The 24,075-nt window shown below is 70.6% G+C and carries 25 protein-coding genes and 1 pseudogene; 16 read left to right on the top strand and 10 right to left on the bottom strand.

All coding sequences use genetic code 11. From position 1 onward, the window contains the following. The first annotated feature begins 71 nt into the window (after nt 1–71). From FE633_RS39245 to sigJ, 10 genes are all read left to right on the top strand, one after another. Nucleotides 72–1,589, top strand: a complete 1,518-nt coding sequence (locus FE633_RS39245; RefSeq protein WP_138049948.1) for a sugar ABC transporter ATP-binding protein — start codon at nt 72–74, stop codon at nt 1,587–1,589. Next, a complete protein-coding gene (locus FE633_RS39240) occupies nt 1,586–2,626 on the top strand; it encodes an ABC transporter permease (protein WP_138049947.1) in 1,041 nt (346 codons plus the stop codon). The genes FE633_RS39245 and FE633_RS39240 overlap by 4 nt, the downstream gene beginning before the upstream one ends. Next, nucleotides 2,619–3,608 (top strand): ABC transporter permease, encoded by a 990-nt coding sequence (locus tag FE633_RS39235; RefSeq protein WP_138049946.1) that lies wholly within the window; start codon nt 2,619–2,621, stop codon nt 3,606–3,608. The genes FE633_RS39240 and FE633_RS39235 overlap by 8 nt, the downstream gene beginning before the upstream one ends. 105 nt (nt 3,609–3,713) lie before the next feature. Further along, the gene (gene rhaS / locus FE633_RS39230; RefSeq protein WP_138049945.1) at nt 3,714–4,796 is read left to right on the top strand and encodes a rhamnose ABC transporter substrate-binding protein; all 1,083 of its coding nucleotides are present in this window, start codon (nt 3,714–3,716) and stop codon (nt 4,794–4,796) included. 29 nt (nt 4,797–4,825) lie between these two features. Further along, complete coding sequence (locus FE633_RS39225; protein ID WP_138049944.1) at nt 4,826–5,146, top strand: L-rhamnose mutarotase; 321 nt, start codon at nt 4,826–4,828, stop codon at nt 5,144–5,146. Between the two features lie 85 nt (nt 5,147–5,231). After that, nucleotides 5,232–6,659 (top strand): BNR repeat-containing protein, encoded by a 1,428-nt coding sequence (locus FE633_RS39220; RefSeq protein WP_138049943.1) that lies wholly within the window; start codon nt 5,232–5,234, stop codon nt 6,657–6,659. Between the two features lie 76 nt (nt 6,660–6,735). Continuing rightward, nucleotides 6,736–7,761, top strand: coding sequence for a LacI family DNA-binding transcriptional regulator (locus FE633_RS39215; RefSeq protein WP_138049942.1), 1,026 nt, complete (start codon nt 6,736–6,738; stop codon nt 7,759–7,761). A 55-nt stretch (nt 7,762–7,816) separates the two neighbouring features. Then, the gene (locus FE633_RS39210) at nt 7,817–9,118 is read left to right on the top strand and encodes an alpha/beta fold hydrolase (RefSeq protein ID WP_138049941.1); all 1,302 of its coding nucleotides are present in this window, start codon (nt 7,817–7,819) and stop codon (nt 9,116–9,118) included. Between the two features lie 65 nt (nt 9,119–9,183). Further along, nucleotides 9,184–9,927 carry a PIG-L deacetylase family protein gene (locus tag FE633_RS39205; protein ID WP_138049940.1) on the top strand — a complete coding sequence of 248 codons (744 nt, stop codon included), beginning with the start codon at nt 9,184–9,186 and terminating at the stop codon, nt 9,925–9,927. A gap of 60 nt (nt 9,928–9,987) precedes the next feature. Continuing rightward, a complete protein-coding gene (gene sigJ, locus FE633_RS39200; protein WP_138049939.1) occupies nt 9,988–10,902 on the top strand; it encodes an RNA polymerase sigma factor SigJ in 915 nt (304 codons plus the stop codon). 21 nt (nt 10,903–10,923) lie between these two features. Here the strand turns inward: sigJ and FE633_RS39195 are convergent, their stop codons facing one another. Beyond that, the gene (locus FE633_RS39195) at nt 10,924–11,133 is read right to left on the bottom strand and encodes a DUF5999 family protein (RefSeq protein ID WP_138049938.1); all 210 of its coding nucleotides are present in this window, start codon (nt 11,131–11,133) and stop codon (nt 10,924–10,926) included. 207 nt (nt 11,134–11,340) lie between these two features. Here FE633_RS39195 and FE633_RS39190 point away from each other — a divergent pair, with 207 nt between their 5' ends. Continuing rightward, nucleotides 11,341–12,177, top strand: a complete 837-nt coding sequence (locus FE633_RS39190) for a pentapeptide repeat-containing protein (protein ID WP_138049937.1) — start codon at nt 11,341–11,343, stop codon at nt 12,175–12,177. 81 nt (nt 12,178–12,258) lie between these two features. Next, nucleotides 12,259–12,984, top strand: a complete 726-nt coding sequence (locus FE633_RS39185) for a DUF2470 domain-containing protein (protein ID WP_138049936.1) — start codon at nt 12,259–12,261, stop codon at nt 12,982–12,984. Here the strand turns inward: FE633_RS39185 and FE633_RS39180 are convergent. The 4 genes from FE633_RS39180 to FE633_RS39165 all read right to left on the bottom strand — a co-directional run bounded on the left by FE633_RS39180 (nt 12,952) and on the right by FE633_RS39165 (nt 17,441). After that, complete coding sequence (locus tag FE633_RS39180; RefSeq protein WP_138049935.1) at nt 12,952–14,190, bottom strand: lactonase family protein; 1,239 nt, start codon at nt 14,188–14,190, stop codon at nt 12,952–12,954. The two genes, FE633_RS39185 and FE633_RS39180, sit on opposite strands and share 33 nt — an antisense overlap. 187 nt (nt 14,191–14,377) lie before the next feature. Further along, nucleotides 14,378–15,481, bottom strand: coding sequence for a hypothetical protein (locus tag FE633_RS39175; protein ID WP_138049934.1), 1,104 nt, complete (start codon nt 15,479–15,481; stop codon nt 14,378–14,380). A gap of 58 nt (nt 15,482–15,539) precedes the next feature. After that, complete coding sequence (locus FE633_RS39170; protein WP_138049933.1) at nt 15,540–16,802, bottom strand: aromatic acid exporter family protein; 1,263 nt, start codon at nt 16,800–16,802, stop codon at nt 15,540–15,542. A 144-nt stretch (nt 16,803–16,946) separates the two neighbouring features. Beyond that, nucleotides 16,947–17,441 carry an FBP domain-containing protein gene (locus FE633_RS39165; RefSeq protein WP_119104160.1) on the bottom strand — a complete coding sequence of 165 codons (495 nt, stop codon included), beginning with the start codon at nt 17,439–17,441 and terminating at the stop codon, nt 16,947–16,949. A gap of 65 nt (nt 17,442–17,506) precedes the next feature. On the opposite strand from FE633_RS39165, the gene FE633_RS39160 reads away from it, so the two are divergent. Further along, on the top strand, nt 17,507–18,349 hold the full coding sequence (locus FE633_RS39160; protein WP_138049932.1) for a DUF3626 domain-containing protein: 843 nt from the start codon (nt 17,507–17,509) through the stop codon (nt 18,347–18,349). Between the two features lie 36 nt (nt 18,350–18,385). Here FE633_RS39160 and FE633_RS39155 read toward each other — a convergent pair whose 3' ends face one another. After that, nucleotides 18,386–18,745 (bottom strand): hypothetical protein, encoded by a 360-nt coding sequence (locus tag FE633_RS39155; RefSeq protein ID WP_138049931.1) that lies wholly within the window; start codon nt 18,743–18,745, stop codon nt 18,386–18,388. Between the two features lie 186 nt (nt 18,746–18,931). On the opposite strand from FE633_RS39155, the gene FE633_RS39150 reads away from it, so the two are divergent. After that, entirely contained in the window at nt 18,932–19,906 is a 975-nt protein-coding gene (locus FE633_RS39150) for a phosphotransferase family protein (RefSeq protein ID WP_138049930.1), read from the top strand. A 380-nt stretch (nt 19,907–20,286) separates the two neighbouring features. On the opposite strand, the pseudogene FE633_RS48915 reads toward FE633_RS39150, so the two are convergent. The 3 genes and pseudogenes from FE633_RS48915 to FE633_RS39135 all read right to left on the bottom strand — a co-directional run. Beyond that, nucleotides 20,287–20,696 (bottom strand): annotated as a pseudogene (locus tag FE633_RS48915) (aromatic acid exporter family protein); the annotation flags it as partial. A 94-nt stretch (nt 20,697–20,790) separates the two neighbouring features. Continuing rightward, a complete protein-coding gene (locus tag FE633_RS39140; RefSeq protein ID WP_138049929.1) occupies nt 20,791–21,456 on the bottom strand; it encodes an HAD family hydrolase in 666 nt (221 codons plus the stop codon). 99 nt (nt 21,457–21,555) lie between these two features. Further along, nucleotides 21,556–22,593 (bottom strand): PHP domain-containing protein, encoded by a 1,038-nt coding sequence (locus FE633_RS39135; protein WP_138049928.1) that lies wholly within the window; start codon nt 22,591–22,593, stop codon nt 21,556–21,558. 180 nt (nt 22,594–22,773) lie between these two features. Between FE633_RS39135 and FE633_RS39130 the strand changes: the two genes are divergently transcribed. Continuing rightward, nucleotides 22,774–23,010 (top strand): hypothetical protein, encoded by a 237-nt coding sequence (locus FE633_RS39130; protein ID WP_119104152.1) that lies wholly within the window; start codon nt 22,774–22,776, stop codon nt 23,008–23,010. Nucleotides 23,011–23,056: 46 nt separating this feature from the next. Here the strand turns inward: FE633_RS39130 and FE633_RS39125 are convergent, their stop codons facing one another. Continuing rightward, the gene (locus tag FE633_RS39125) at nt 23,057–23,596 is read right to left on the bottom strand and encodes a VanZ family protein (RefSeq protein WP_138049927.1); all 540 of its coding nucleotides are present in this window, start codon (nt 23,594–23,596) and stop codon (nt 23,057–23,059) included. A gap of 230 nt (nt 23,597–23,826) precedes the next feature. On the opposite strand from FE633_RS39125, the gene FE633_RS39120 reads away from it, so the two are divergent. After that, a complete protein-coding gene (locus tag FE633_RS39120) occupies nt 23,827–24,033 on the top strand; it encodes a hypothetical protein (RefSeq protein ID WP_138049926.1) in 207 nt (68 codons plus the stop codon). Nucleotides 24,034–24,075: the final 42 nt, after the last annotated feature.

Here is a 24,075-nt window from a genome sequence, read left to right as displayed (position 1 = left end):
CCGGCCATCCAGTTGAAACCTTTCACGACGTCGTGAGGCCGCCCCGCCCCCGCGTCGCTGAGGAGCCCCTCATGACCCACCCGTCCGACACGGGACCGACCCCGGTGCTGGCGCTCAGGGACATCTCGAAGTCCTTCGGCGCCGTCCGCGCCCTGCGGGACGTGTCCCTGGAACTGTTCCCCGGCGAGGTGCACGCACTCGCCGGAGAGAACGGCGCGGGCAAGTCGACTCTCATCAAGACGCTCGCCGGCGTGCACCGACCGGACGCCGGCCAGGTGCTGCTGGACGGTGAGCCCACCGTCTTCCACGGCCCGGCCGATGCCCGGGACGCGGGCATCGCCGTGATCTACCAGGAGCCCACGCTCTTCCCCGACCTGTCGATCGCCGAGAACATCTTCATGGGCCGCCAGCCCAGGCGTGCTCTCGGCCGTATCGACCACAAGTCCACCCACGCCGCCACGGTGGCCCTGATGCAGCGCCTCGGCGTCGAGCTCGACCCCGAGCGCCCGGCACGCGGCCTGTCCATCGCGGACCAGCAGATCGTGGAGATCGCCAAGGCCCTCTCCTTCGACGCCCGCGTCCTGATCATGGACGAGCCCACCGCGGCTCTGACGGGCAGCGAGGTGGCGCGCCTCTTCGGAGTCGTCCGCACCCTGCGCGAACAGGGCGCCGCGGTGCTGTTCATCTCGCACCGCCTGGAGGAGATCTTCCAGATCTGCCGGCGGGTGACGACCCTGCGCGACGGCGCCTGGATCTCCAGTGAGCCGCTGGACGGCATGACCGAGGACGATCTCGTACGCCGCATGGTCGGACGCGATCTCGAGGAGCTGTACCCCAAGCAGGAGGTCCGGGCAGGCGAAGTGGCGCTGAGCGTACGCCGGTTGACCCGCGAGGGCGTCTTCACCGACGTCTCCTTCGACGTCCGGCGCGGCGAGATCGTCGGTCTCGCCGGACTCGTCGGCGCGGGTCGCACGGAGGTGGCCCGGGCCGTCTTCGGTGTCGACCGGTGGGACGCCGGCGAGGTCGAGATCGACGGCCGGGCGCTGACGAGCGGCGCGCCGTCCACCGCCATGGCCGCCGGACTCGCCCTCGTCCCCGAGGACCGCCGCGCCCAGGGCCTGGTGATGGGCATGTCCATCGAGCGCAACATCGGGCTCACCGGACTGCGCAAGACCGTGAAGGCGGGGCTGATGGACCGGGGCGCCGAGCGGAGCCGCTCCCTCGACTGGGCCGTCAAGCTCCAGGTCAAGTACGCGCGTATCGCCGACAGCGTCTCCACGCTGTCCGGCGGCAACCAGCAGAAGGTCGTTCTCGCCAAGTGGCTCGCCACCGGCCCGAAGGTGCTGATCGTCGACGAGCCCACCCGCGGCATCGACGTCGGTACGAAGGCCGAAGTGCACCGGCTGCTCGGCGAGTTGGCCGCCGACGGGGTCGCCGTCCTGATGATCTCCTCCGACCTGCCCGAGATCCTCGGTATGGCCGACCGCGTGCTCGTCATGCACGAGGGCCGGCTCACCGCCGAGATCCCGCGCTCCGAAGCAACCGAGGAAACGGTGATGGCCGCAGCCACCGGGAGGGCCGCCGCGTGACGGTGACTGCCCCCAACCCCGCCCCCGCCGCCGAGGTACCCAAGTCGAGCGGCACCCGCCTGGTCGACCGCGTCTTCAAGATGCGCGAACTCGCCATCCTGCTCGTCTTCCTGGTGATGATCGTCATCACTCAGATGGGCAACAGCGAGTTCCTCACCGAACAGGGCATCAAGGACCTGCTGCTGAACGCGACGATCCTGGTCCTGGTGGCCACCGGCCAGTCCCTGGTCGTGATCAGCCGGAACGTCGACCTGTCGGTCGGCTCGACGCTCGGCATCAGCGCGTTCGCGGCCGGTACGTATCTCCAGGGCGGCGGCAACCCGGTCGTGGCCGTGGCCCTGGCGGTCCTGCTCGGTGTCGGCTTCGGACTGCTGAACGGTCTGCTCGTCAGCCTCGGCCAGGTGCCCGCGCTGGTCGTCACCCTCGGCACGCTCTACATCATCCGCGGCATCGACTCGATCTGGGTCGGCTCGCGCCAGATCACCGCGGCCGACCTGCCCGACGGCTTCGTGGACTTCGGTTCCGGCGGCATCTCCGCGGTGCCGTACCTCGCACTGATCGCACTCGCCGTGGTGGTCGCCACCGCCTACTACCTCAAGCACTTCGGCAGCGGACGCGAGCTGTACGCGCTCGGCTCCAACCCCGAGGCCGCCCGGCTCGCCGGCATCCCCGTGCGCAAGCGGATCCTGGTCGCGTACACCTTCTGCGGAGCCCTCGCGGGTCTCGCGGGCGCGCTGTACCTGGCCCGGTTCGGGAACGTCGACTCCGGAACCGGCAACGGCTACGAACTCACCGTCGTCAGCGCGGTGGTCGTCGGCGGCGTCGTCTTCACCGGCGGCTCAGGCAGCGTCTACGGCGCCGCGCTCGGCGCGCTGCTGCTGACCTCCATCAACAGCGTGCTGCCGGCCCTGGGTGTCAGCTCCGTCTGGGTGCTCGCCATCAACGGCATCCTGCTCATCCTCGCCATAGCCGTGGACCGTGTGGTCGCCACTCGGGTGGCGTCCGCCCTGAAGAAGAGGAACGCCCGCCATGGCTGACTCGCCCCTCGCGCGCGCCGTCCGCTGGGACACGGTCGTCGGCGCCCTCCTCATCGTCGTACTCCTGCTGTCCTTCGGCACCGTCGACGGCTTCGGCAACGCCCTCAACCTGTCGTTCCTGATCGGCAACACGCTGCCGATCGCGCTGATCGCCCTGCCGATGACACTGCTCGTGGTCTCCGGTGAGATCGACCTGTCGGTCGCCTCCACGGCCGGTCTGTCGGGTGCCGTGATGGGCGCGCTGTGGAACCAGGGGATGACGATCGAGACGATCATCCCCATCTGTCTGCTGCTCGGTGTGGTCTGCGGGCTGATCAACGGCCTGCTGGTGACCCGCCTCGGGCTGCCCTCCCTCGCCGTCACCATCGGCACCCTCGCCGCCTACCGAGGCATCGCACAGATCGTGCTCGGCTCGGACGCGGTGACCGACTTCCCCAGCCAGTACCTGGACTTCGCGGCCGGACGCATCGGGGACACCTTCATCCCGTACGCCTTCCTGCCCTTCCTGGTGCTGCTCGCGATCGCCGTGGTCGCGCTGCACGCCACCCCGTTCGGGCGGTCGCTGTTCGCGATCGGCGCGAGCGAGGAGGCAGCCCGGTTCGCGGGCATCCGCGTGAAGCGACAGAAGCTGATCCTGTTCACGCTGACCGGCCTGATGGCCTCGCTCACCGGCATCTTCTGGGCGCTGCACTACGCCAGCGCCCGCTATGACAACGCCACCGGGCTCGAACTCTCCGTCGTGGCCGCCGTGTTGCTGGGCGGCATCGACTTCGACGGAGGCAGGGGAACGCTCGGCGGCGCCATCGCGGGGGTCTTCCTGCTCGGCGCGTTGCAGAACGTGATGAGCCTCGTGAATGTCTCCGCGCAGTCGCAGATCGTCGTCACCGGCGTTCTGCTCGTCGTCTCCGTGCTCGGCCCGCGGGTCGGGCGCCAGATCTCTGTCGCGAGAGCGCGAAGCGCTCCGCTGAAAGGCCGTTCGTAGCGGGCCGTATGTGGCTGGTCGCGCCCACGCGGCGGAGCCGCACATCGATACAGCCCCGCGCCCCTTCGGGGCGCGGCACCACTCATCCCTGTAAAGGACCCCGTCATGCGCAAGTCATCCCTCCGCCGTACCTGCGCGGCCGTCGCCGCAGCCACCTCGCTCGCCCTCGCCGTCACCGCCTGCGGCGGTACCACCAAGGAGGACGTCAGCAAGGACAGCGCCTCCGCCGCCTCGGAGGGCAAGGCCAACCCCAACGCCGAACTGAAGAAGGGCCTGACCGTCGGCTTCCTGCCCAAGCAGGTCAACAACCCCTACTTCACCTCCGCCGACAAGGGCGGCGAGACGGCCCTCAAGGAGCTGGGCTCCACCTACAAGGAGGTCGGCCCGAGCAGCGCCACCGACACCTCCGGCCAGGTGAGCTACGTCAACACGCTCACCCAGCAGCAGGTCGACGCGATGGCCGTCTCCGCGCAGGACCCGGGCGCCCTGTGCACCGCGCTCAAGCAGGCCATGAAGAACGACATCAAGGTCGTCACATACGACTCCGACACCAAGGCCGACTGCCGCAACGCCTTCGTGTCGCAGGCCAGCGCCGAGGACCTGGGCCGCACCGAGGTGCAGCTGCTCGCCGAACAGCTCGACTACAAGGGCGAGATCGCGATCCTGTCCGCCGCGCAGACGGCGACGAACCAGAACACCTGGATCGACTTCATGAAGGACGAGCTGAAGGACCCCAAGTACAAGGACATGAAGCTGGTCAAGGTCGCGTACGGCAACGACGACGCCCAGCAGTCCTTCCAGCAGACCCAGGGCCTGCTTCAGGAGTACCCGAACCTGAAGGGGATCATTTCCCCGACCACCGTCGGCATCAAGGCGGCGGCCCAGTACCTGTCCGGCTCCAAGTACAAGGGCAAGGTCAAGCTGACAGGCCTCGGCACCCCGAACGACATGCGCAAGTACGTCAAGAACGGCACCGTCGAGGGCTTCGAGCTCTGGGACCCGGCGAAGCTCGGCGAGCTGGCCGCGCGTACCTCCGTCGCGCTGGTCTCCGGGCAGATCACCGGCAAGGAGGGCGAGACCTTCAAGGCCGGCGACATGGGTGAGTTCACCATCGGCAAGGACGGCGTGATCAACCTCGGCAAGCCGACCGTGTTCAACGCCAAGAACATCGACCAGTTCAACTTCTAGTTCAACTCCGAGGCCCTGGAGGGTCTTTGATGCAGCGCGTGTGCTTTCTGCTGAAGGTCCGTGAGGACCGGATCGACGAGTACCGCGAGCGGCACGCCGCCGTGTGGCCCGAGATGCTCGAAGCGCTCTCGGCCACCGGCTGGCACAACTACTCGCTCTTCCTGCGCGACGACGGTCTGCTCGTCGGTTACTTGGAGACCGAGGACTTCGCGGCGGCCCAGGCCGCCATGGAGGCCACCGACGTCAACGCCCGCTGGCAGGCCGAGATGGCGCCGTTCTTCGAGTCGCTGGACGGCGCCAGGCCCGACGAGGCCATGAAGCCGCTCACCGAAGTGTTCCACCTGTCCTGACCCCCCGACCCCCTCAGCTCGTCTCTTGACCCCTTCAGCTCGCCCCCTCCCTCGTTCGCCCCCTCCCGCACAGGAGCCCCCGGACATGAAGAGACGCACTCTGCTGGCGACCGCCCTGCTGAGCACCGTGGCGACCCCCGGCCTCGCCGGTATCGCCCGGGCCGCCGACCCGGGCCCCTCGCTCACCCTGACCGGCAGCACCACGCTCGACACCCAGGCCATCTACTTCGTCTCCTACGACGGCCTGGTCAACAACAACTCGTTCCAGAAGAACGGGCTGTTGACGTACAAGGGCTACCAGTACGCCGTCTGGTACACCGCCGACCGCAATGCCGTCGTCGGCCGCCGTGTTCTCGGTTCGAACACCTGGTCCACGGTCAAGGTCGGCCACACGCTCCGGTACAACGACTCCCACAACGTCATCTCCATGGGCATCTCCAAGGTCGACGGCCGACTGCACCTCAACATGGACTCCCACAGCGACGGCTTCACCTACGTCAAGTCGGTGGCCGGCCTCATGGACAACCCGGGCGGACTGAGCTGGACCGCGAGCCGCTTCGGCGCTCCCCAGTCCACCCTCGATGGCCTCGCGCTCACCTCGCAGTTCACCTACCCGCAGTTCATCTCGACGCCCGAGGGCCGGCTCCAGCTGAGCTACCGCGTTGCCGTCTCCGGCAACGGCCGCAACGCCCTCGCCGAGTACGACGGCACGTCCTGGACCAACCTCGGCGAGTGGACCAGCTCCACCGGCACGTACACCAGCGAGCACGGCTCCAGCACGGCCCGCAACATGTACCTGCACGGCATCGACTACGACAAGAACGGGCGACTGCACTCGTTCTTCACCTGGCGCGAGCAGAACGGCGCGGTGATGTGCAGCAGCGGCGGCATCACCAACCACGACACCGGCTATGTCTACTCGGACGACCGCGGCCGCACCTGGCGCAACAACGCGGGCACCGTCGTCGGCACCACCGGCGGCTCCGACAAGGTCGCCGTCACCGACGCCGGGCTGGTCGTGGACGCGCTGAACCCGGACCACTCGCTGATGAACCAGGAGAGCCAGTTCACGGACTCGGCGGGCCGGCCGCACGCCATCATCAGCTATGTGCCCGGCCGCTTCGGCCAGTGCACCACGAACTACGTCACCGACCGGACGAACAACGGCCGTGCCTTCCACGTCCGCAAGAACTCCTCCGGCGCCTGGCAGAAGACCGAGATACCGGTCCCGCTGAACTCCAGCCAGCGCACCAAGCTGATCCTCGACAAGTACGACAACGCCTACGCGATCTTCCCGTTCTGCCGTATCGCCGGGGCCTCAAAGGCCTCCGGGTACACGGACTGGACGATCTTGTACGACGGTGTCGGCGCCGGGCTGAACGCCTTCGGCGAGGTCGTGATCGACGAGACACGGGTCGCACAGGACAACTTCCTGTCGATCATGTACCAGGAGAAGTCCAGCGGTACGACGCCCTCCGCGCTGCGTAACCTCAACTTCCGCCTGCCCGCCTGACCGCAGCTTTCGTGGCGGGCATGCCGGTAATGTGAGGGCTTGCCCGCCACCCCGTCACCTTGGAGGTCCCTGCCCGATGGCCCAGTCGGTGGGTATCAAGGACGTCGCCCGCGTCGCCGGAGTGTCCGTCGGCACGGTCTCGAACGTCATCAACCGGCCGGAGACGGTCGCCTCCGAGACCCGGGCCCGTGTGCAGTCCGCGATAGACCGGCTCGGTTACGTCCGCAGCGAGTCGGCACGGCAACTGCGGGCCGGCCGCAGCAGGATCATGGGCTTGCTCGTCCTCGACATGGGCAACCCGTTCTTCGTGGACGTGGCGCGTGGCGCCGAGCGTGCCGCGCGCGACGCCGGGCTCGGCGTGATGGTCTGCAACAGCGCGCAGAGCCCCGGCGAGGAGGCCGACTATCTGTCGCTCTTCGCGGAGCAGCGGGTGCGGGGAGTGCTGCTCACGCCCGCCGACGCGACGGGGCGGAACATCGAGGCGTTCCGCCGTCACGGCATCCCGTTCGTGCTCGTCGACCGGGTCGCCGAGGGCACCACCGAGTGCTCGGTCTCGGTCGACGACGTGGCGGGCGGCGCGCTGGCCGTACGGCATCTGATCGACGCGGGCCACCGCTCCGTCGCCTATGTGAGCGGACCGCCGGGACTGAACCAGGTCAGGGACCGGCGGACGGGCGCCCTGAACGCGCTGGAGGAGGCGGGGCTCGGCCCCGACTGCCTGCGCGAACTGCCCACCGAGCGGCTCGACGTGGCCGCCGGACGCGACGCCGGCGCACGCCTCCTCGGCCTCGCCGAGCGCCCGACCGCCGTCTTCTGCGCCAATGATCTGCTCGCGCTCGGCGTTCTGCAGGCCATGTTCGCGGCCGGAGTCTCCGTCCCCGACGAGCTCGCGATCGTCGGCTACGACGACATCGAGTTCGCGGCCGCCGCGGCCGTTCCGCTGACCTCCGTAAGGCAGCCCGCGGTGACCATGGGCGCGCTCGCCGCGGAACTCCTGCTGGAGGAGACGGAGGCCGAGACGGCGCCCGTCCCGCACGAACACCGCCGTGTCGTCCTCCAGCCCGAACTGGTCGTACGCCGTTCCAGCCTGCTGCCCCGCTGACCCATGTGTTGAACTGGGACGCGCAGCCTGGAAGTCCGTACGTCTCGGGAGCCTCATGAGCGTCAGCTACCGCCAGCCGGGTGTCGTCCTCACCGACCGCCACTTCACCGTGCCCCTCGACCACGACGACCCGTCGGGGGAGACGATCGAGCTGTACGCCCGTGAGGTGGTCGCGGGCGACAAGGCACAGTGGGACCTGCCCTGGCTGGTCTATCTGCAGGGCGGCCCCGGCTTCGGCGCCAACCGCTTCATCGGGAAGCAGGCCTGGCTCGGCCGCGCACTCAAGGAGTACCGCGTGCTGCTGCTCGACCAGCGCGGCACCGGCAACTCCACGCCCGCGAGCCGCCAGACCCTGCCGCTGCGCGGCGGCCCCCGGGAGCAGGCCGACTACCTCGCGCACTTCCGTGCCGACTCCATCGTCCGCGACTGCGAGACGATCCGCCCCGCCGTCACCGGTGGCGCCCCCTGGACCGTGCTCGGCCAGAGCTTCGGCGGCTTCTGCACGGTGCACTACCTGTCGACCGCGCCCGAGGGCCTGAGCACCGCACTGATCACCGGCGGCCTGCCCTCCCTGGACGCCCACGCGGACGACGTCTACCGGGCCGCGTACCCGCGCATCGAGCGCAAGGTCGCCGCGCACTACCGGCGTTACCCGCAGGATGTCGAGCGGGCGCGGCAGATCGCCGAGTACCTGCTGCGGTACGAGCCCGTGCTGAACGGCGGCTACCGGCTCACCGTCGAGGCCTTCCAGTCCCTCGGCATCCTGCTCGGCGGCGGCGAGGGCAGTCACCGGCTGCACTACCTCCTGGAACACGCCTTCGTCCGCACCCCCCAGGGCCCGGCCCTCTCCGACGCCTTCCAGGAGGACGTCCGGTCCGTTCTCTCGTACGCGGGCCACCCGTTGTACGCGCTGGTGCACGAGGCCTGTTACGGCCAGGGCGACCGCCCCACCGCCTGGTCCGCGGAGCGGGTCCGCGCCGAGTTCCCCCAGTTCGACGCGGCCAAGGCCCTCACCGGCGACGGGCCCGTGCTGTTCACCGGCGAGTCCGTGCACCCGTGGACCTTCGACTGCGACCCGGCGCTTCGGCCGCTGCGCGCGACGGCGGACCTCCTCGCCGAACGCGACGACTGGGCCCCGCTGTACGACCCCGTCCGCCTCGCCGCCAACGAGGTCCCGGTCGCCGCGGCCGTCTACCACGACGACATGTACGTCGACACGGAGCACGCGCTGCGGACGGCTCGCGGCATCCGGGGACTGCGGACATGGGTCACGGACGAGTTCGAGCACGACGGGGTACGGGCGGGCGGTCCGCGCGTACTGGACCGGCTGATCGCCCTGGCGCGGGACGAGATCTGAAGGGTCGACGCTCAGCCCCGGTTATTGCTCTGCGGGCACGACGGGCTCGCACTAAGGTGCGGACCATGACGGAGGCGACGAAAGACCAGCTCGAGCCCATGCCCGACGACTGGCAGCGAGCTCTCGCGGTGGTGGCGCACCCGGACGACCTCGAGTACGGCTGCTCGGCGGCGATCGCCGCATGGACGGACGCCGGCCGGGAGGTCACCTATGTGCTGGCGACCCGTGGCGAGGCGGGGATCGACACGCTGGAGCCGTCCCGGTGCGGCCCGCTGCGGGAGCGGGAACAGCGGGCGAGCGCGGCCGTCGTCGGGGTGTCCGAGGTGGAGTTCCTCGACCACAAGGACGGTGTCGTCGAGTACGGGACCGCGCTGCGGCGGGACATCGCGGCGGCCATCCGCCGCCACCGGCCCGAGCTGGTGATCACCCTCAACCACCGGGACACCTGGGGCGGAGTCGCGTGGAACACGCCTGATCACGTCGCCGTGGGACGGGCCACGCTCGACGCGGCCGGAGACGCGGGGAACCGGTGGATCTTTCCGGAGCTGGCCGACCAGGGGCTCGAACCCTGGAACGGCGTCCGGTGGGTCGCCGTCGCCGGTTCGGCGACCCCCACACACGCGGTGGACGCCACGCCGGGGCTGGAGCGGGCCGTGCGCTCCCTGCTGGAACACCGCACCTACATCGAGGTGTTGACGGACCAGGACCCGGAGACGTACGTCCGCGGTTTCCTCACCGGCTACGCGCAGACCACGGGCGAACGCTTCGGCGGGAAGCCCGCCGTGGCCTTTGAGCTCTTCAGCCGCTAGACCGCGCTGAGCGCCGACGACCGATGACCGATGACGGTACGAGGGACAAGGTAGAGAGGCATGACGGGGATGGACGGGAACGGACGTCAGCTGGAGGACCTGGCGAACCGATTCGAGGAGCATCGCGGCCATTTGAGGGCGGTGGCGTACCGGATGCTCGGCTCGCTGAGCGAGACGGATGACGCGCTCCAGGAGGCCTGGCTGAAGCTCAGCCGTGCCGACGCGGACGAGATCAGGAACCTGGCCGCCTGGCTGACCACCGTGGTCGGCCGGGTCTGCCTGGACATGCTGCGCTCGCGCACCGCACGGCGAGAGGAGCCGATGGACACGTACGTCCCCGACCCGGTCGTCGGTTCCCTGGACCGGATCGATCCCGAACAGGAGATGCTGCAGGCGGACTCGGTGGGGCTCGCGCTCCTCGTGGTCCTGGAGACACTGGAGCCCGCGGAGCGGCTCGCGTTCGTCCTGCACGACATGTTCGCGGTGCCCTTCGACGACATCGCACCGATCGTGGACCGCTCCTCGGCCGCGACCCGGCAGCTCGCCAGCCGGGCCCGCCGCCGGGTGCGCGGCGCCGCCCCGGCGCCCGACCCCGACCTCGCCCAGCAGCGCAAGGTCGTCGACGCCTTCCTCGCCGCCTCGCGCGGCGGCGACTTCGAGGCGCTCCTCGCGGTCCTCGACCCGGAGGTCGTGCTGCGCGCCGACGCCGGTGCCCTCGTCGGCCGCGGCACGGCCACGTCCAAGCTGGTCCGTGGCGCCGTGTCGGTGGCGGAAAGCGCCTTCATGTTCCGGAAGTTCGCCGCGTACGCCCGGCCCGCGCTCGTCAACGGCTCGGTGGGTGTCGTCACGGTGGTCGACGGTCGGCCGATGTCCGTCACGGGGCTCACGATCGCGGACGGGAAGATCGTCGGCATGGACATCCTGGCCGACCCCGAGCGGCTCGCCCGGCTGGACTTCGCGGAGTTCGTGAGCTGACTCAGCTGACCCGGTGGGGCTTCAGGCGGCGACAAGCTCCGGGCGGGCCGCGGGGCTCGTGCGCTGCGGGCTCACGATCCGTCCGTCCGGGAGGAGTTCGCCCGTGTCGTCGAACGCGATGGTGCCGTTGCAGAGCAGATACCAGCCCTGTTCCGGGTGGGCGGACACGATCACCGCGGCGTGGTGGTCGGGGCTGTCGGCGATCGGGCACGGCGGCCGGTGAGTGCACATGATGTCTCTCCTGGGCTGCGTCGGGGCTTGTTCCTCAGTGGTAGCGCAGTCTGTTTTCGGTTTGTTTTCGGCTGTATTAGTGACCCCTCCGGGGGCGCGAACTCATCGGTGAGTTCTTTCCTCGCAGGGGAGTTGGGCGCTGAAGGGCCCCAAGCGCCCGTCACACCGCCGCCGGTGTAGGGGAGCCCGCTGCGTACAGTGGACGGCATGCGAGAACAACCCGGCACGGCCGTCCCCGACCGAACCGATCTGCGGGCCGACTGCACCCGGTGCTTCGGGCTGTGCTGTGTCGCGCTGCCCTTCTCCGCCTCGGCGGACTTCGCGATCGACAAGGATGCGGGGAAGCCGTGTCCGAACCTGCGGAGGGACTCCCGGTGCGGCATCCACACGGAGCTGCGGCAGCGAGGGTTCACCGGCTGCACCGTCTACGACTGCTTCGGCGCCGGACAGAAGGTCTCGCGGATCACCTTCGGCGGGGAGGACTGGCGGTCGGGCTCGCGCGCGGACGCCCGGCGGATGTTCGATGTGTTCCCGGTCGTTCGCCATCTCCACGAACTGCTCTGGTATCTCACCGAGGCCCTGGAGCTGCCCGCCGCTCGCCCGATCCACTCCGAGCTGCGCCGCGCGCTCGACAGGACCGAGGCGCTCACGCGCGGCACCCCGGACGAACTGGCCGAGTTGGACGTGTCCGCCGTCCGCGCCGACGTCAACGTTCTGCTGCTGCGGACCAGTGAACTGGCCCGCGCCGGCATCGGCCGGGGCAAGAAGAAGGAACGCCGTGGCGCCGACCTCATGGGCGCCCGGCTCAAGGGCGCCGACCTGAAGGGCGCCAACCTCCGCGGCGCCTACCTCATCGCCGCCGATCTGACGGGTGCCGACCTGCGCGGTGCGGATCTGATCGGTGCCGACCTGCGCGACGCCGACCTCACGGACGCCGACCTGACCGACGTCATCTTCCTCACCCAGCCTCAGCTCAACGCCGCCAAGGGCAGCCCCGGCACCAGGCTGCCGCCGTCACTGACGCGTCCGGCCCACTGGAATTAGTGGGCCACGAGGCAGGCCTCCTGGTTGGCGTGAGCCCTGATCTTCGATAGGTTAGGCAAGGCTTACCTAAGGGAGGTTTTGATGGGTGACCGTCACACCTGGACCGCCGTGCCGTCCATGGCGCAGCGTGCCCGCACCGTGCTGGCCACGGCATGGTCCTGCGCGGTGACCGCGGAAGGCGGTCGCGAGGAGTTCATCGGCGCGCACACCGTCGCCGAGGACGGCCGCGTGCTGCTGCGTCTGCCGGACGACAGCCTGCTCGCCGCGGCCGCGGTCTGCGCGCCGCGCGGAGAGCCGTCCGCCGTCCTCGAGTTCGCGGACGTCGCACCCGTCCCCGTGCGCAACCGCATCCGCGCCCGGCTCTGGCTGGCCGGCTGGTTCGCGCCCGAGAGCGGGGATCTGACCTTCCGGGCGACGCGCATCGTGCTGCGCGAGGCGGGCGGTGCGGTCGTGGTCGACCTCGACGAGTTCGCCGGCGCCGACCCCGACCCGCTGGCCACGGCCGAGTCCCGACTGCTCACCCATCTCGCCGACGCCCACCCGGACGCGGTCGAACGGCTCACCCGTCTCGTCGAGCCCGACAGCCTGCACGGCGCGGTACGCGTCCAGCCGCTCGCCGTCGACCGGCACGGACTGACGCTGCGCATCGAGCGGGCTCGCACCCACGGCGACGTACGACTGCCCTTCCACCGGCCCGCCGACGACGTCTCGCAACTGTCGGAGCGCATGCACGTCCTGCTCGCCCAGGCGAGCGCCGCCAACCGCCCCCGCGCGCTACAGAGGCAGCGCACAGACGGCGACGGGTGACGCGAACGGCTTGTCCGCGAGCTGGAGTTCGCCGGAGTTCTGGTCGACACGGAAGACGCTGACCGTGCTCGACTTCTGGTTCGCCGCGAACAGCAGGTTCCCGCCCGGCGAGAGAGCGATCTGGCGCGGGAAGTCGCCCTCCACCGGCACGGTGTCCAGCAGGCGCAGCCGGCGCCCGTCCGCCTCGACGGCGTACCGGGTCAGGCTGTTGTGTCCACGGTTGGCGAGATACGCGTACGAGCCCTTGGGCGTGACGACCAGCTGCGCCGGGTAATTCGTGCCCTCGCCCGTGCCGGTCGGCTGCGGATCGCCCGGCGTGAGACGGCCGGTGGCCGGGTCGTAGGCGCACACCGTGACCGTGTTGTCGAGCTCGTTCGCCAGATAGGCGAAGCGGCCCCCGGGGTGGAAGGTGAGATGGCGCGGGCCCGCGCCCGGACGCGTGTGTGCCTGGGAGACCGGGCTGAGCGTGCCCGCGGACGCGTCCAGACGATACGTGTAGACGGTGTCCGTCCCCAGATCGACCGCGAGCACATGGCCGCCGTCCGGACTGGTGATGAACTGGTGTGCGTGCGGCCCCTCCTGGCCCGGACCGGGTGACGGGCTGGAATGCGTCACCAGATCCGTCCGCTCGCCGAGCGCGCCCGAGGCGTCGATGGGATGCACGGCCACGCTGCCGGAGCCGTAGTTGGCGCTCAGCAGCCAGCGTCCACTGGGGTGTACGGACAGATGACAGGGACCGGAACCTCCCGCACCGCGCGTACCAAGTACCTTGTGCCGCCCGCTGGTCGACAGCCGGACCGCTGTCACGCCGCCGTCCTCCCGCTCGTTGACGGCGTAGAGCGCGCGCCCGTTCGGATGCACGGCGAGATAGGACGGGTCGCCGACGCCCGTGAGCGTTCCCTTCCCGGTGATCCGGCCCGTCGTGCTGTCGTAGGTCGCGAGGCCGATGCCCGTGCCGCCGCCCTCGACCGAGGTGTACGTGCCGAGGAACAGGGGGCGGGGGCCGGTGCGGCGGGGCGGCGTCGGGGTGGCCGCCGTCGGGGTGGTGGCCGCCGTCGGAGTGGACGTGGCCGCGGAGTCGGTCTCGGACGCCGCGCACGCCGGTACCGTCGTCACCGCGGCAGCGCCCGCGAGCGCGCCGAAGAAACGGCGCCTGCTCCAGCCGCCGTCGCGCGCTCCCCGCGACGGTTCCTCACCACTGCTCATGCCTGCACCTCTGGTGTCGGTCGCCCCAGCTGCGATCTCAGCCGAGACCCCCACCTTGGCAAGTCGCGGTGGTGAAGAGCAAACATCGCATGGGCAGGTGCGCACAGTGCAACGGCGGCTATCAGTCCCCGTCTCCGGGGGCTATCAGTCCCCGTCTCCGGCGGCTACCAGTTTCCGTCTCCGGCGGCTACCAGTCCCCGTCCCCGACCGGTTTCCCCGGTGCGTCCCCGAGTGGCTTCACCTGGTGGGGCGACGGCGGCTCCCAGGGAGTGTGGTCGTCGCCCAGCCAGTCGCCGACCGGCTTCACCGAGCCGAGCGCGTCCGTGGGGGACAGATCGGCGGCGTCCTGGTCGTAGTAGTCGAACCACGGCAACCCGGCCCGTGTGTAGGCCGCGCGATCGACGGGCGAGGGCGGCGCCGCCTCGCCGGTGATGCGCCGCCACTCGGGCGGCGTCACCAGGTGCACGAACACACGCCCCGCCGCCGTCTGCGCCCAGTCCGTGAGGGGGCGGTCGTCGCGGTAGACCTCCTGGCGCATCGAACCACCGACCCCGAGTCCCATCGCCGCCGCGGGCCGCGGCGAGCCGCCCGCAGGGGATGCCGGCCCTTGCGGGCCGCCCGCCCAGGCGGGCATCGGAGCGCCCATCGGAGGCGGGGGAGGAGAACCGGGCGCGGCCATGGGGAGCGCGGCTCCATAACCGCCGGTCGCCGTCATGCTCCGCCGCCGTGCCGCCTGCTCCGCCGCACGCCGCTGCGCCTCCCGCCATGCGGCCAGGGCGGTGTCATTCAGCGGGAACGACTGCAGCTGTACGCCGCCCCACACCTCCTCGCCGGTGACCTGTCCCTCGACCGTGGCGCCGAGCCCGAGCGGAACCGCCACGAACTGACGGACCGTGCCCTTCCCGGAGTTGATGCCGTCGAGCCACGGCTGGCGCGGCAGCACCACATAGTTCTGCGGATCCCGCACCAGGCGGGAGCTCCACGGCTTTCCCGAGACCGCGCACACCTTGCCGACGCCCACCTGCAGGGCGGCCGGCTCCGACGTACCGGCGAAGCTCAGCCACATGGCCTCACGCAGATACACCGGCAGCATCACACCGCCGCGTGCCAGCCACTCCGGGGGCACCGTGTCCGGAAAGTCCTCGACACGCCGTATCGGGAACTCGCCGAGGCCCGGCGGCAGCGGATGGGTTCCCGTCTCGGGCAGGCGCAGGGTACGGATGAACCGGACCAGCACGCCGCCCGGCAGCCGCAGCGTGTTCCCGTCGATCCGCACGGTGCTGTCGGTCATGCGCACTCCTCTTGTCCGGGCGTTCTCGTCGTGCGGTCCCGCGCCGTTGTCGTGTTCGTCACGTAGCACGATTCGACGGGGTGGGACGGTTCCGCCGCGACCAGGGCCTTCGCCGGCTCAGCCCCTGGCGCAGGCGGGTCAGCCGGGGCATGCGTTCGCGCTCTTCCCGCGTGCACCGGTCCAGTTCCTCGAGGAGTCGCTGGGAACGGTGCTCCATGTCGAGTTCGTCGAGGATCCGGGTGACCTCCGTGAGGACCGCGCCGTGCAGCTGCCACGAGCGCACGTCCCGCTGGACCTCGTCGAGGAGCAACTGGGCCAGCTTGTCGCGGGTGGCGGTCGCCGCGGCCAGTTCGGAGGCGAGCCGGGCCTCCGCGGACTCCGCGCTGCGGCTGACGTCGGTGGTGACCAGCACGGCGAAGCTGACCACGGCGTCGGCGACCTCGCCCAGGAGCCGCTCCAGTGCCGCGCCGATCTCCCGCTCGAACAGCGGCTGCGGATCGCGCTCCTTGGCGAGGTCGGTGAGGGTGCGCGCGAGGACACGCAGGACCACCGTGCAGATCTCCAGTGTGTCGAGGCCGGTGCGCAGGACGACCCGGTGCAGCAGCCCTTCGCGTACGCGGGGATTGAGGCGCAGGCTGTCCTCGGCCTGTTTGAGGGCCGCGTCCACCTCGACGATGTCGTGGTCGAGGCGGCGCGCCTCGTGCAGCCGCTCGGTCGCGTCCGCCACCACGGGGGCGCGACCGCCCGCCTCCTCGCCGAGCAGCAGCATCAGCTGGCGCATCCGGCGCGCCAGACCCTCGATGGACTCACCGGCCACGCCCACCCACACCGGAGGAGCGAAGAGCAGGTTGAAGCCGAGCCCGACCACGGCTCCGATGAAGGTCTCCAGCACCCGGGCCCAGGCGGTGTCGCCGACTCTGGTGACGCCGAGGACGAGCATCGCGCTGATCGCCACCTCGGGCACGAACTCGCTGACCCGCACCAGATGCCCGACGGCCAGCGACGCGAGGATGAGCAGGGCCAGGCTCCACCAGGTCAGTCCGACCAGGACGCTGAATCCGATGGCGATGACGACACCGGCCACCACCGCGTTCACCCGGCGTATGCCGGTGGTCAGCGTGGCGTAGAGGGTGACCTGCACGACGAGGAGCGCGGTCAGCGGAGCGGTGAGCGGGGCGGCCTCGGGGCTGAACTGCAGTGCCACGACGTACGCGATCGTCGCGGCCGCCGCCGACCGCACCGACTGGACGACGACGGGATCCTGGCGCCACTTCCGGGCCTGGGCCACACCGGTGGCCCACGTCTCACGTACATCGCGCATCTTGGGGCACTTCCCGTTTCACAGCCGCACCGAACGTGTCCAGTCGGCGCAGCTCACCCGAGACGACGGCAAGGACGCACAGGCCGAGCGGTCAGTCTGACACGGCCGAGAAGGTCACGACGACCCCCTGGCCTGCGGGTGGGCTCAGGCGTACAGCTTGTCCAGGAAGGCGGACAGATGGCCCGTCGTCCGGGCGATCTGCTCCTCCGTCGTGAGGCTCTCCTCCATGCGGGACCCCGACTCGGGCGTCTTCTTGCCGCGTACGTACAGGGAGCAGGCGAGGTCGGTGCACATATAGACACCGACGGAGTTGCCCTCGCGGCCGGCCGCACCCGCCTTGCGTGCCGTCATCAGGGAGACGCCGTTGCCCGGGTGCGTCGTCAGGCACAGCGAACACATGCTGCGGTGCAGGAAGCCGCGCCGCGAGGACGGAAAGCGCAGGGTGACGCCCACGAGGCCGTCGCCCCGCTCGGTCACGAGGTAGCTGCGGTCGGGCGCGCCCGGATCGCGCCAGCCGAGGAAGTCCAGGTCGTCCCAGGGGCGTTCGGCCAGGTCGCGCGGTATCGCTAGGCGTTTGGCCTCTCCCTTGGAGCAGTTGACAAATGAGTTACGGATGTCCTGCTCGGTGAGTGCTCTCATCTTGTAACCGATCCTAGAGGCTCTAGTTTTGCGTCTAGGCTAACTAGCCAGCCGAAGGAGATCGAATGGATTTCGGGAACACCCCTTCACCGCGGGAGCGTGCGCTGCGCCATGTGGCGACCATGTCGTCCGGGCCTGCCGTGGATCCTGCACTACGGGTGACCCTGAATCTCCACCCGGACCGCCTGGTGCGCGGGCTGCCGATCCTGGAGGCGCTGGCCGAGGACGGCACGTACCACTCGCAGTTCGTCACCGGCACGAGCAACGGCGGGCTGACGGCACATCCCGGCGGCGACCGCCGGCGCTGGGAGAGCCGGATCTTCGCCGGGGCGTACGACGCCGCGGCCGCGCACGAGCGTCCGGTGTACGGCGCGCTGAACTTCCGGCGGCAAGTGGTGGGCGCCGCACCGAGGTTCGGCTCCGCGCACTTCCGGCTGACCGGAGACGTGCTGCGGCGTGCCACGTTCTGTTACCCCGACAGTTCCGTCGATCCGACGGCGTTCGGAGTCGCCGACGGCATGTCCCTCATACCGCTGGCGGAGGAGGACGACCGGGACGCCCTCGACGACTACATCGAGGCTCAGGTGCACGGACGTGTCGTACTGGACCGAGACGCGGAGGCCCTGGTTCTCGACCCCTGCTACCGCGGCACCCCGGTGGAGGCCGCGGCCAAGCTGCTGCCGTGCCCGGTCGAGTGGCATCCCGGATACCGGCTCTCCGTCGAGGAACTGCGGCGCCACCCGGACTTCCGCGGTCCGGAGTACGTCGAGTTGGGCGCGCGGATCTCCGAGGACGGCCACCTCGACCCACGGATCATCGGCGACGCCGCCCGCACGGGCCGCCACGACCCGCAGGACCTGAAGAAGGTGTGGCACTGCCTCGCGCGCTTCGGGGCCCCTGCCGTCTGATGGCGGCCGGCTGCTCCTCCTCCCTTTCCCTCCCTTCTATTCGTCGTCGCTGTCCCTGTTCGACAGACGAAGCGCGAGGGTCCGCAGGAGTTCGGTGCTCGTGATGTCGGACCGGCCCGTGTCGTGCACCTCGGCGAGTTCGGAGAAGACGAACGCGAAGGCGCCCACCAGGGAGATCGCGGCGGGCATCAGTGCGTCCACGACGGCCTGGCCCGCCTCGGCCGGAGTCGCGTCGACAGGCACCTCGACCGGCGGGAACACCTCCGTGACCAGCCTGCCGAGCTGGGCGTCACCGACGTCCGCGTCGACGTCCGCGTCCCCGTTGAGCCTGCGCACCATCTCCTGGGTCTCGGTCAGGACGCCGATCGCGCGCAGGATGATCTCGCTCTGTTCCATGCGCGGAGCCTAAGCGCTCGGCGTGAAGTCCGGTTGCACAACGGTGCGGGTGGCGGCGGGCCGGCCGTGTGGCTCCGCGCGGCGGACGGTGTTCGCGAACGGCCCGCGGCGTGTGTGGTGTCTCTCGTACGCTGAATCGGTTCAGGTGGGCAGTCACGGCGATGAACGGAACGGGGTGGGCGCGGGATGCCTCAGGAGCGGGTCCGACGGATCCTCGAAGCGGCCGGGCTGTCGTCGGAGCGGCCGGCCCACTGCCGTCCGTTGGGCGGCGGGACGTACAACGGCGTCGAGGAGCTCGTCCTCACCGACGGCAGCCGCTACATACTCAAGACCCCGCCCCCGCCCACCGCGCCCGGTCTGAGCCATGAGCGCGAACTCCTTGTCTCCGAGGCGGAGTTCTACCGCGCGGCCGCCACGGTCGACGTGCCCGTGCCGCGTGTCGTGGCCCTCTGCCTCGACGCGTCCGCTGCCACCGGCCGTCATCTTCTGATGACGGCCTGTCCGGGCGATCCGTGGGGTTCCTTCCCGGACGCCGAACAGGCCGAGCTCCGCCAGGAGTTGGGGCGACAGGTGGCCCGCCTGCACCGAGTGTCCGGACCCGGATTCGGCTATCCCTCCGGCGCGCTCGGGCCGTTGGCCGCCGACTGGCGTACGGCCTTCACCGTGATCTACGACGCCGTCCTGGACGACGCCCGCCGCTATCGCGCCTGGCTGCCCATCCCGGTGGACGAGGTGGCACGGGCCGCGAAGTCCGCGTACGACGCCCTCGACGAGGTTGTGGCCCCCTGCCTCGTGCACTTCGACCTGTGGCGGGGGAACATCCTCGTCGAGCGCCCGGAGGGCACCGGGCCGCCCAGGATCGGCGGTCTGATCGACGGCGAGCGCATGTTCTGGGGTGATCCACTGGCGGACTTCGTCTCCCTGGCCCTGCTCGGCGACATCAAACAGGACGAGGCCTTTCTGACGGGCTATCAAGAGGCGGGCGGTCAGGCCGATTTCACCCCGGCGGCCCGCCGACGCCTCGCCCTCTACCGCAGCTACCTGTACCTGATCATGCTCACCGAAACAGTCCCGCGCGAGTCGGGCACCGACCACGAGTCCTGGCTCCACGAAGCCGTCGCCCCGGAACTCACGGCTGCCCTGGACGAACTCGAGGCGTGAATCTGTGGCATGGGAAGGCGTCGACGGGCCGCACGCGGAGAGAAGGCCCCGACCGGACGGGGGAATCACGGTCGGGGCCTTCTGATTCAACGGTAAATTACCGACGGGTGTTCCCAGGCCCGGACCGTCCAACCGTGAGCCGTGTCACGACCGGCGCCGCGCGCACCGCACAAGCCTGGAGCAGCAAGGTGCCCGGGACCGCCGTGCGGGCGGCGCTGAGGCCGGCGTGGTCGCGCGGGCTCGTCTGCAGGGTCCTGTGCAGTTCCCGCATCGCCGCCTGCGCCCTGCGGATCGGCGGTCCGGCTGCCGTCGACCGCGACCGTCAGGGCACGGGGCAGCGCGGCCACATGCCCGGTGATCCGGCTCCACCGCTCGTCCTCGGCGTGGATGCCCTGGTCGCCGAGGCGAGGCCAGTTGCCGGCATCATCAGTACCGGGACGGACAGCGTGAGAGCGAGAAGCGCGTTGCCGGTGACCACCTGGGCCGCGGACGCCAGCAGCGTGCCGAGGCAGATCGCCGCGAACTGCCGGCCCGCCTGACGCAGCGAGCCGTAGACCGTGGCCTGCACCAGCACCAGCACCACCGCCACCCAGGGCGCCATCAGCGCCAGCGGACCACCCAGCCACTGACTCGCCGCCGTCCATGCGAGCAGAGCCGCCGCGGCGGCTTTGAGTGACTGCACGAAAACGTCCTGCTCCCTGCCCGGTCCACCCCCGGCCCGTCGCGCCGCACCGACAACGGCCCGCGCCTCGTCCCGCACCCGGTCCCCGACCTGACGCACACGGTTCATGCGGGGCGGGTGGCCGGAGAAACGGGGGGTTCATGCCTCCCGGCACGATTGCGCGTAGTGGGACCCCCAGTAGTCGCCGAGCGGTCGGTGCGGCTCAGTCGCCCGATGCCAGGGGACTGTCGGTCAGCGACGCCAGCAGATGGCCCGGATCCCGGTAGACGGCACGAGCTCCGGCCTCCTCCAGGTCGGTGCGAGGAATGCCGCCGCACAGGACGCCCACGCAGAGGACACCCGCCAGGCTTCCCGCGCGCATGTCCCAGACCGTGTCGCCGACGAACACCGATCGCTCGGCGGGTGCCCCGGCGAGTTCCAGGGCGCGCTCCACCGGCTCGGGCGCCGGCTTGCCCGCCCGCACCTCGTCGGCGCTCGCCGTGGCCCGGATGGCCTCGTCGGCGTCGAGGGCGCGGCGCAGCGCTGCGAGCTCCGGCCCGCCGGCGGAGGTGGCGAGCACGACACTCCAGCCGTCGCGGTCCAGGCGTCGCAGCAGGTCCCCGGCATCGGGCAGGGGTGGCAGCCGGTCGAAGTACGTGCCGTAGAGGGTCTTGTGGGCGGCGCTGAGCGTGTCGTCCTCGTCCGTGTCCCGGTTCTCGCCCAGCAGATGCGCGACGAGGTCGTGGGCGCCGAGGCCCACCGCCCGGTGGATGGCGTGCATCGGCACCCGGTGCCCGGCCTGCCGGAAGGCCTCCCACCAGGCCGTCACATGAAGGTGGTTGGTGTCGACGAGTGTGCCGTCGACATCGAACACCGCCGCTCGTTCCATGGGCTGTCCCTTCGCCGCTCGCCAGACTTCCCGCGTACCCGCGTACCCGCGTACCCGCGTACCCGCGTACCCGCGTACCCGCGTATCCCGCGTAGGTCGTCACGGACCGCGCACGCCGTGCGGCGTCTCGCGATGCCGCGCCCAGGCCAGCAGTTCGTCCGCCGACCAAGTGGTGACCACGCGCCCGGCGGGTACCCCGCACTCCTCGGCTCGCGCACACCCGTACCCCTGCCAGTCGAGCTGGCCGGGCGCGTGGGCGTCGGTGTCCAAGGAGAACAGGACGCCCGCGTCGACCGCCCGGCGCAGAAGCCGGCGCGGCGGATCGAGCCGTTCCGGACGGCTGTTGATCTCGACGGCCGTTCCCGAGTCGGCACAGGCCGCGAAGACCGCGTCCGCGTCGAACTGCGACTCGGGCCGCCCGCGACCGCCGACGAGCCGGCCCGTGCAGTGCCCCAGCACGTCGGACAGCGGGTTGCGTACGGCGGCGACCATGCGGCGCGTCATGGCGGCCGCGTCCATGCGGAGCTTGGAGTGCACCGACACGACCACGACATCGAGCTGTTCCAGCAGCTCCGGTTCCTGGTCGAGCGAGCCGTCGTCGAGAATGTCGCACTCGATGCCGGTCAGCAGCCGGAAAGGAGCCCATCGGGCGTTGAGTTCCGCCACCACGGCGAGCTGCTCCCGCAGCCGCTCGGGGGTCAGCCCGTTTGCCACCGTGAGGTGCGGCGAGTGGTCGGTGAGCACCGCCCACTCGTGTCCGAGCCCGGCCGCCGCCCGCCCCATCTCCTCGATCGGGCTCCCGCCGTCCGACCAGTCCGAATGCAGATGGCAGTCGCCGCGCAGCAGCGCCCGCAGCCCCTCACCGCCCTGAGACAGTGGATCCGGGCTCTCCCGCTCCAGCCGTTCCAGATAGCCCGGCAGCTGCCCGGCGAGCGCCTCGCGCACCACCTGCGCGGTCTTCGGCCCGATGCCCCTCAGCGACTCCAGCGACCCGGCGGCCGCCCGTCGGGTCAGCTCGTCGTCCGGCAGCGCGGCCACCGCGGCCGCCGCCGTACGGAACGCCCGTACGCGATAGGTGGGGGCCTGCGACCGTTCCAGCAGGAAGGCGATCCGGTCCAGGGCCTCGATCGGGTCCATGCCTCCACCTTCGCGCGGCTCGGACCGGGCCGCGCGGCAGCCACCTGATCCTCCCTGTGCCACCATGAAGTGCGCCCCTCGTTTCGGGTGCCGACCACGTCGGCGCGGCCTGGGCCACGACGACTGACATCGCCGCCTTGGCAGGCTTACCAGCGGCATGCATGTGGAACCGGTGGGATCATGACCGAAAGCGCAAGCCCCTACATCTCGCACCCGCGGATCACCGTGCTGGGCGTCCAGCCCGGGAATCCGCCCTTCCGCATCGTGGAGATCGACGGCTATGTCATCGGCGAGGCCAAGGCCCTGACGGACGTCCTGATGGCCGCCGCGGCGTACGGCATCCCGGTGCACGACGCCGACGACCCGGAAGTCGTCCGCTGGGTGGGCGGCGACAAGCTCACCTGGACGGTCCACTAGGGCCCGTGTCGGAACCGGGGCGGCTGTTGCGCCCGAGCCGCCGTGCTCAGGCCGCGCCGCGGCGCTTGCGTGGATGCACGGCCCGGCCCAGCCGCCTGCCCAGGAGCAGATGACCGACGATCGCCCCGGTGATGTTGAGCAGCACGTCGTCGATGTCGAAGGCGCGCCCGGTGATCAGCGCACCCTGCACCAGCTCGACCAGCAGCATCACCACCGCGGTCAGGGCGACCACCCACAGAAACCGGCGGGCCCCGGGCAGCAGCACGGGCAACAGGATCCCGAAGGGGATGCCCAGGACGAGATTCCCGCCGATCTGCTTGACCGCGTCGCGGAGTTCGGGCTGGTCCAGGTAGGCCCGCAGCGAATGTCCCGGGCGCAGATTGCTGTGCGTCAGCGACTCGGAGGCCGGAGACGGCTGCAGCGTGAGCCGGGCCAGCGCGGCGGCGAACGCCACCATGGCCGCGACGGCGACCAGCAGCACCAGCAGGCGAACGAGAAAGGGAAGTGGTCGTCGGCCGGGCGGTGCTGCGGTCCGCCGACGGACCGACTTCGCCGTACGCGAGCGTGACGTCGAGACACGGGCCATACAACCCTCCAGCGTTCAACTGACGCCTTGTCAAGGATGGTTACCCCCGAACCGGACGTCGATGCCCACGACCGACGGGTCCGACACGAGGACGGCCGGTTTTCCCGGGCGACAGCGGGGCACTCCGGGCGGATACGTGTCGCGCGCCGCCGCCGGACGGCCGGCGGACGGTGTTTGGATGACGTATCGGATATATCGACTGAAAAAGGTCAGAGCTTCGGAGGTGGCGCATGACGCGGCGTACGGCTTTCCTCCACGCCTTGTCCGACTTCCTCCTCGCGCTGTTCGAAGTCCTCGCGTGGTGGGCCGTCCTGGCCGTCCTCTGGCTGGTGTTCATCTCGGCGGTGGACGCCCTGGAACTGGTGCTGGGCGCCGCCGTCGCCCTGGTGGGCGCGGTCGCGGCGCGTGCCGCGCGCCGGGCGGCGGGCGCGCGGTGAACGGCTGGACCGTCACGGCGACGGTCGCGCTGGCCGGGGGAG

The organism is Streptomyces montanus (assembly GCF_005786655.1).
Lineage (GTDB): Bacteria > Actinomycetota > Actinomycetes > Streptomycetales > Streptomycetaceae > Streptomyces > Streptomyces sporangiiformans.
The sequence above is the reverse complement of the archived record's forward strand: the minus strand, read 5'-3'. Positions and strand labels throughout refer to the sequence as shown.

Coding starts and splice junctions, on each gene's coding strand:
- FE633_RS39245 (WP_138049948.1), top strand. CDS start 72: ATGACCCACCCGTCCGACACGGGACCGACCCCGGTGCTGGCGCTCAGG.
- FE633_RS39235 (WP_138049946.1), top strand. CDS start 2,619: ATGGCTGACTCGCCCCTCGCGCGCGCCGTCCGCTGGGACACGGTCGTC.
- rhaS (WP_138049945.1), top strand. CDS start 3,714: ATGCGCAAGTCATCCCTCCGCCGTACCTGCGCGGCCGTCGCCGCAGCC.
- FE633_RS39225 (WP_138049944.1), top strand. CDS start 4,826: ATGCAGCGCGTGTGCTTTCTGCTGAAGGTCCGTGAGGACCGGATCGAC.
- FE633_RS39220 (WP_138049943.1), top strand. CDS start 5,232: ATGAAGAGACGCACTCTGCTGGCGACCGCCCTGCTGAGCACCGTGGCG.
- FE633_RS39215 (WP_138049942.1), top strand. CDS start 6,736: ATGGCCCAGTCGGTGGGTATCAAGGACGTCGCCCGCGTCGCCGGAGTG.
- FE633_RS39210 (WP_138049941.1), top strand. CDS start 7,817: ATGAGCGTCAGCTACCGCCAGCCGGGTGTCGTCCTCACCGACCGCCAC.
- FE633_RS39205 (WP_138049940.1), top strand. CDS start 9,184: ATGACGGAGGCGACGAAAGACCAGCTCGAGCCCATGCCCGACGACTGG.
- sigJ (WP_138049939.1), top strand. CDS start 9,988: ATGACGGGGATGGACGGGAACGGACGTCAGCTGGAGGACCTGGCGAAC.
- FE633_RS39195 (WP_138049938.1), bottom strand. CDS start 11,133: ATGTGCACTCACCGGCCGCCGTGCCCGATCGCCGACAGCCCCGACCAC.
- FE633_RS39190 (WP_138049937.1), top strand. CDS start 11,341: ATGCGAGAACAACCCGGCACGGCCGTCCCCGACCGAACCGATCTGCGG.
- FE633_RS39185 (WP_138049936.1), top strand. CDS start 12,259: ATGGGTGACCGTCACACCTGGACCGCCGTGCCGTCCATGGCGCAGCGT.
- FE633_RS39180 (WP_138049935.1), bottom strand. CDS start 14,190: ATGAGCAGTGGTGAGGAACCGTCGCGGGGAGCGCGCGACGGCGGCTGG.
- FE633_RS39175 (WP_138049934.1), bottom strand. CDS start 15,481: ATGACCGACAGCACCGTGCGGATCGACGGGAACACGCTGCGGCTGCCG.
- FE633_RS39170 (WP_138049933.1), bottom strand. CDS start 16,802: ATGCGCGATGTACGTGAGACGTGGGCCACCGGTGTGGCCCAGGCCCGG.
- FE633_RS39165 (WP_119104160.1), bottom strand. CDS start 17,441: ATGAGAGCACTCACCGAGCAGGACATCCGTAACTCATTTGTCAACTGC.
- FE633_RS39160 (WP_138049932.1), top strand. CDS start 17,507: ATGGATTTCGGGAACACCCCTTCACCGCGGGAGCGTGCGCTGCGCCAT.
- FE633_RS39155 (WP_138049931.1), bottom strand. CDS start 18,745: ATGGAACAGAGCGAGATCATCCTGCGCGCGATCGGCGTCCTGACCGAG.
- FE633_RS39150 (WP_138049930.1), top strand. CDS start 18,932: ATGCCTCAGGAGCGGGTCCGACGGATCCTCGAAGCGGCCGGGCTGTCG.
- FE633_RS39140 (WP_138049929.1), bottom strand. CDS start 21,456: ATGGAACGAGCGGCGGTGTTCGATGTCGACGGCACACTCGTCGACACC.
- FE633_RS39135 (WP_138049928.1), bottom strand. CDS start 22,593: ATGGACCCGATCGAGGCCCTGGACCGGATCGCCTTCCTGCTGGAACGG.
- FE633_RS39130 (WP_119104152.1), top strand. CDS start 22,774: ATGACCGAAAGCGCAAGCCCCTACATCTCGCACCCGCGGATCACCGTG.
- FE633_RS39125 (WP_138049927.1), bottom strand. CDS start 23,596: ATGGCCCGTGTCTCGACGTCACGCTCGCGTACGGCGAAGTCGGTCCGT.
- FE633_RS39120 (WP_138049926.1), top strand. CDS start 23,827: ATGACGCGGCGTACGGCTTTCCTCCACGCCTTGTCCGACTTCCTCCTC.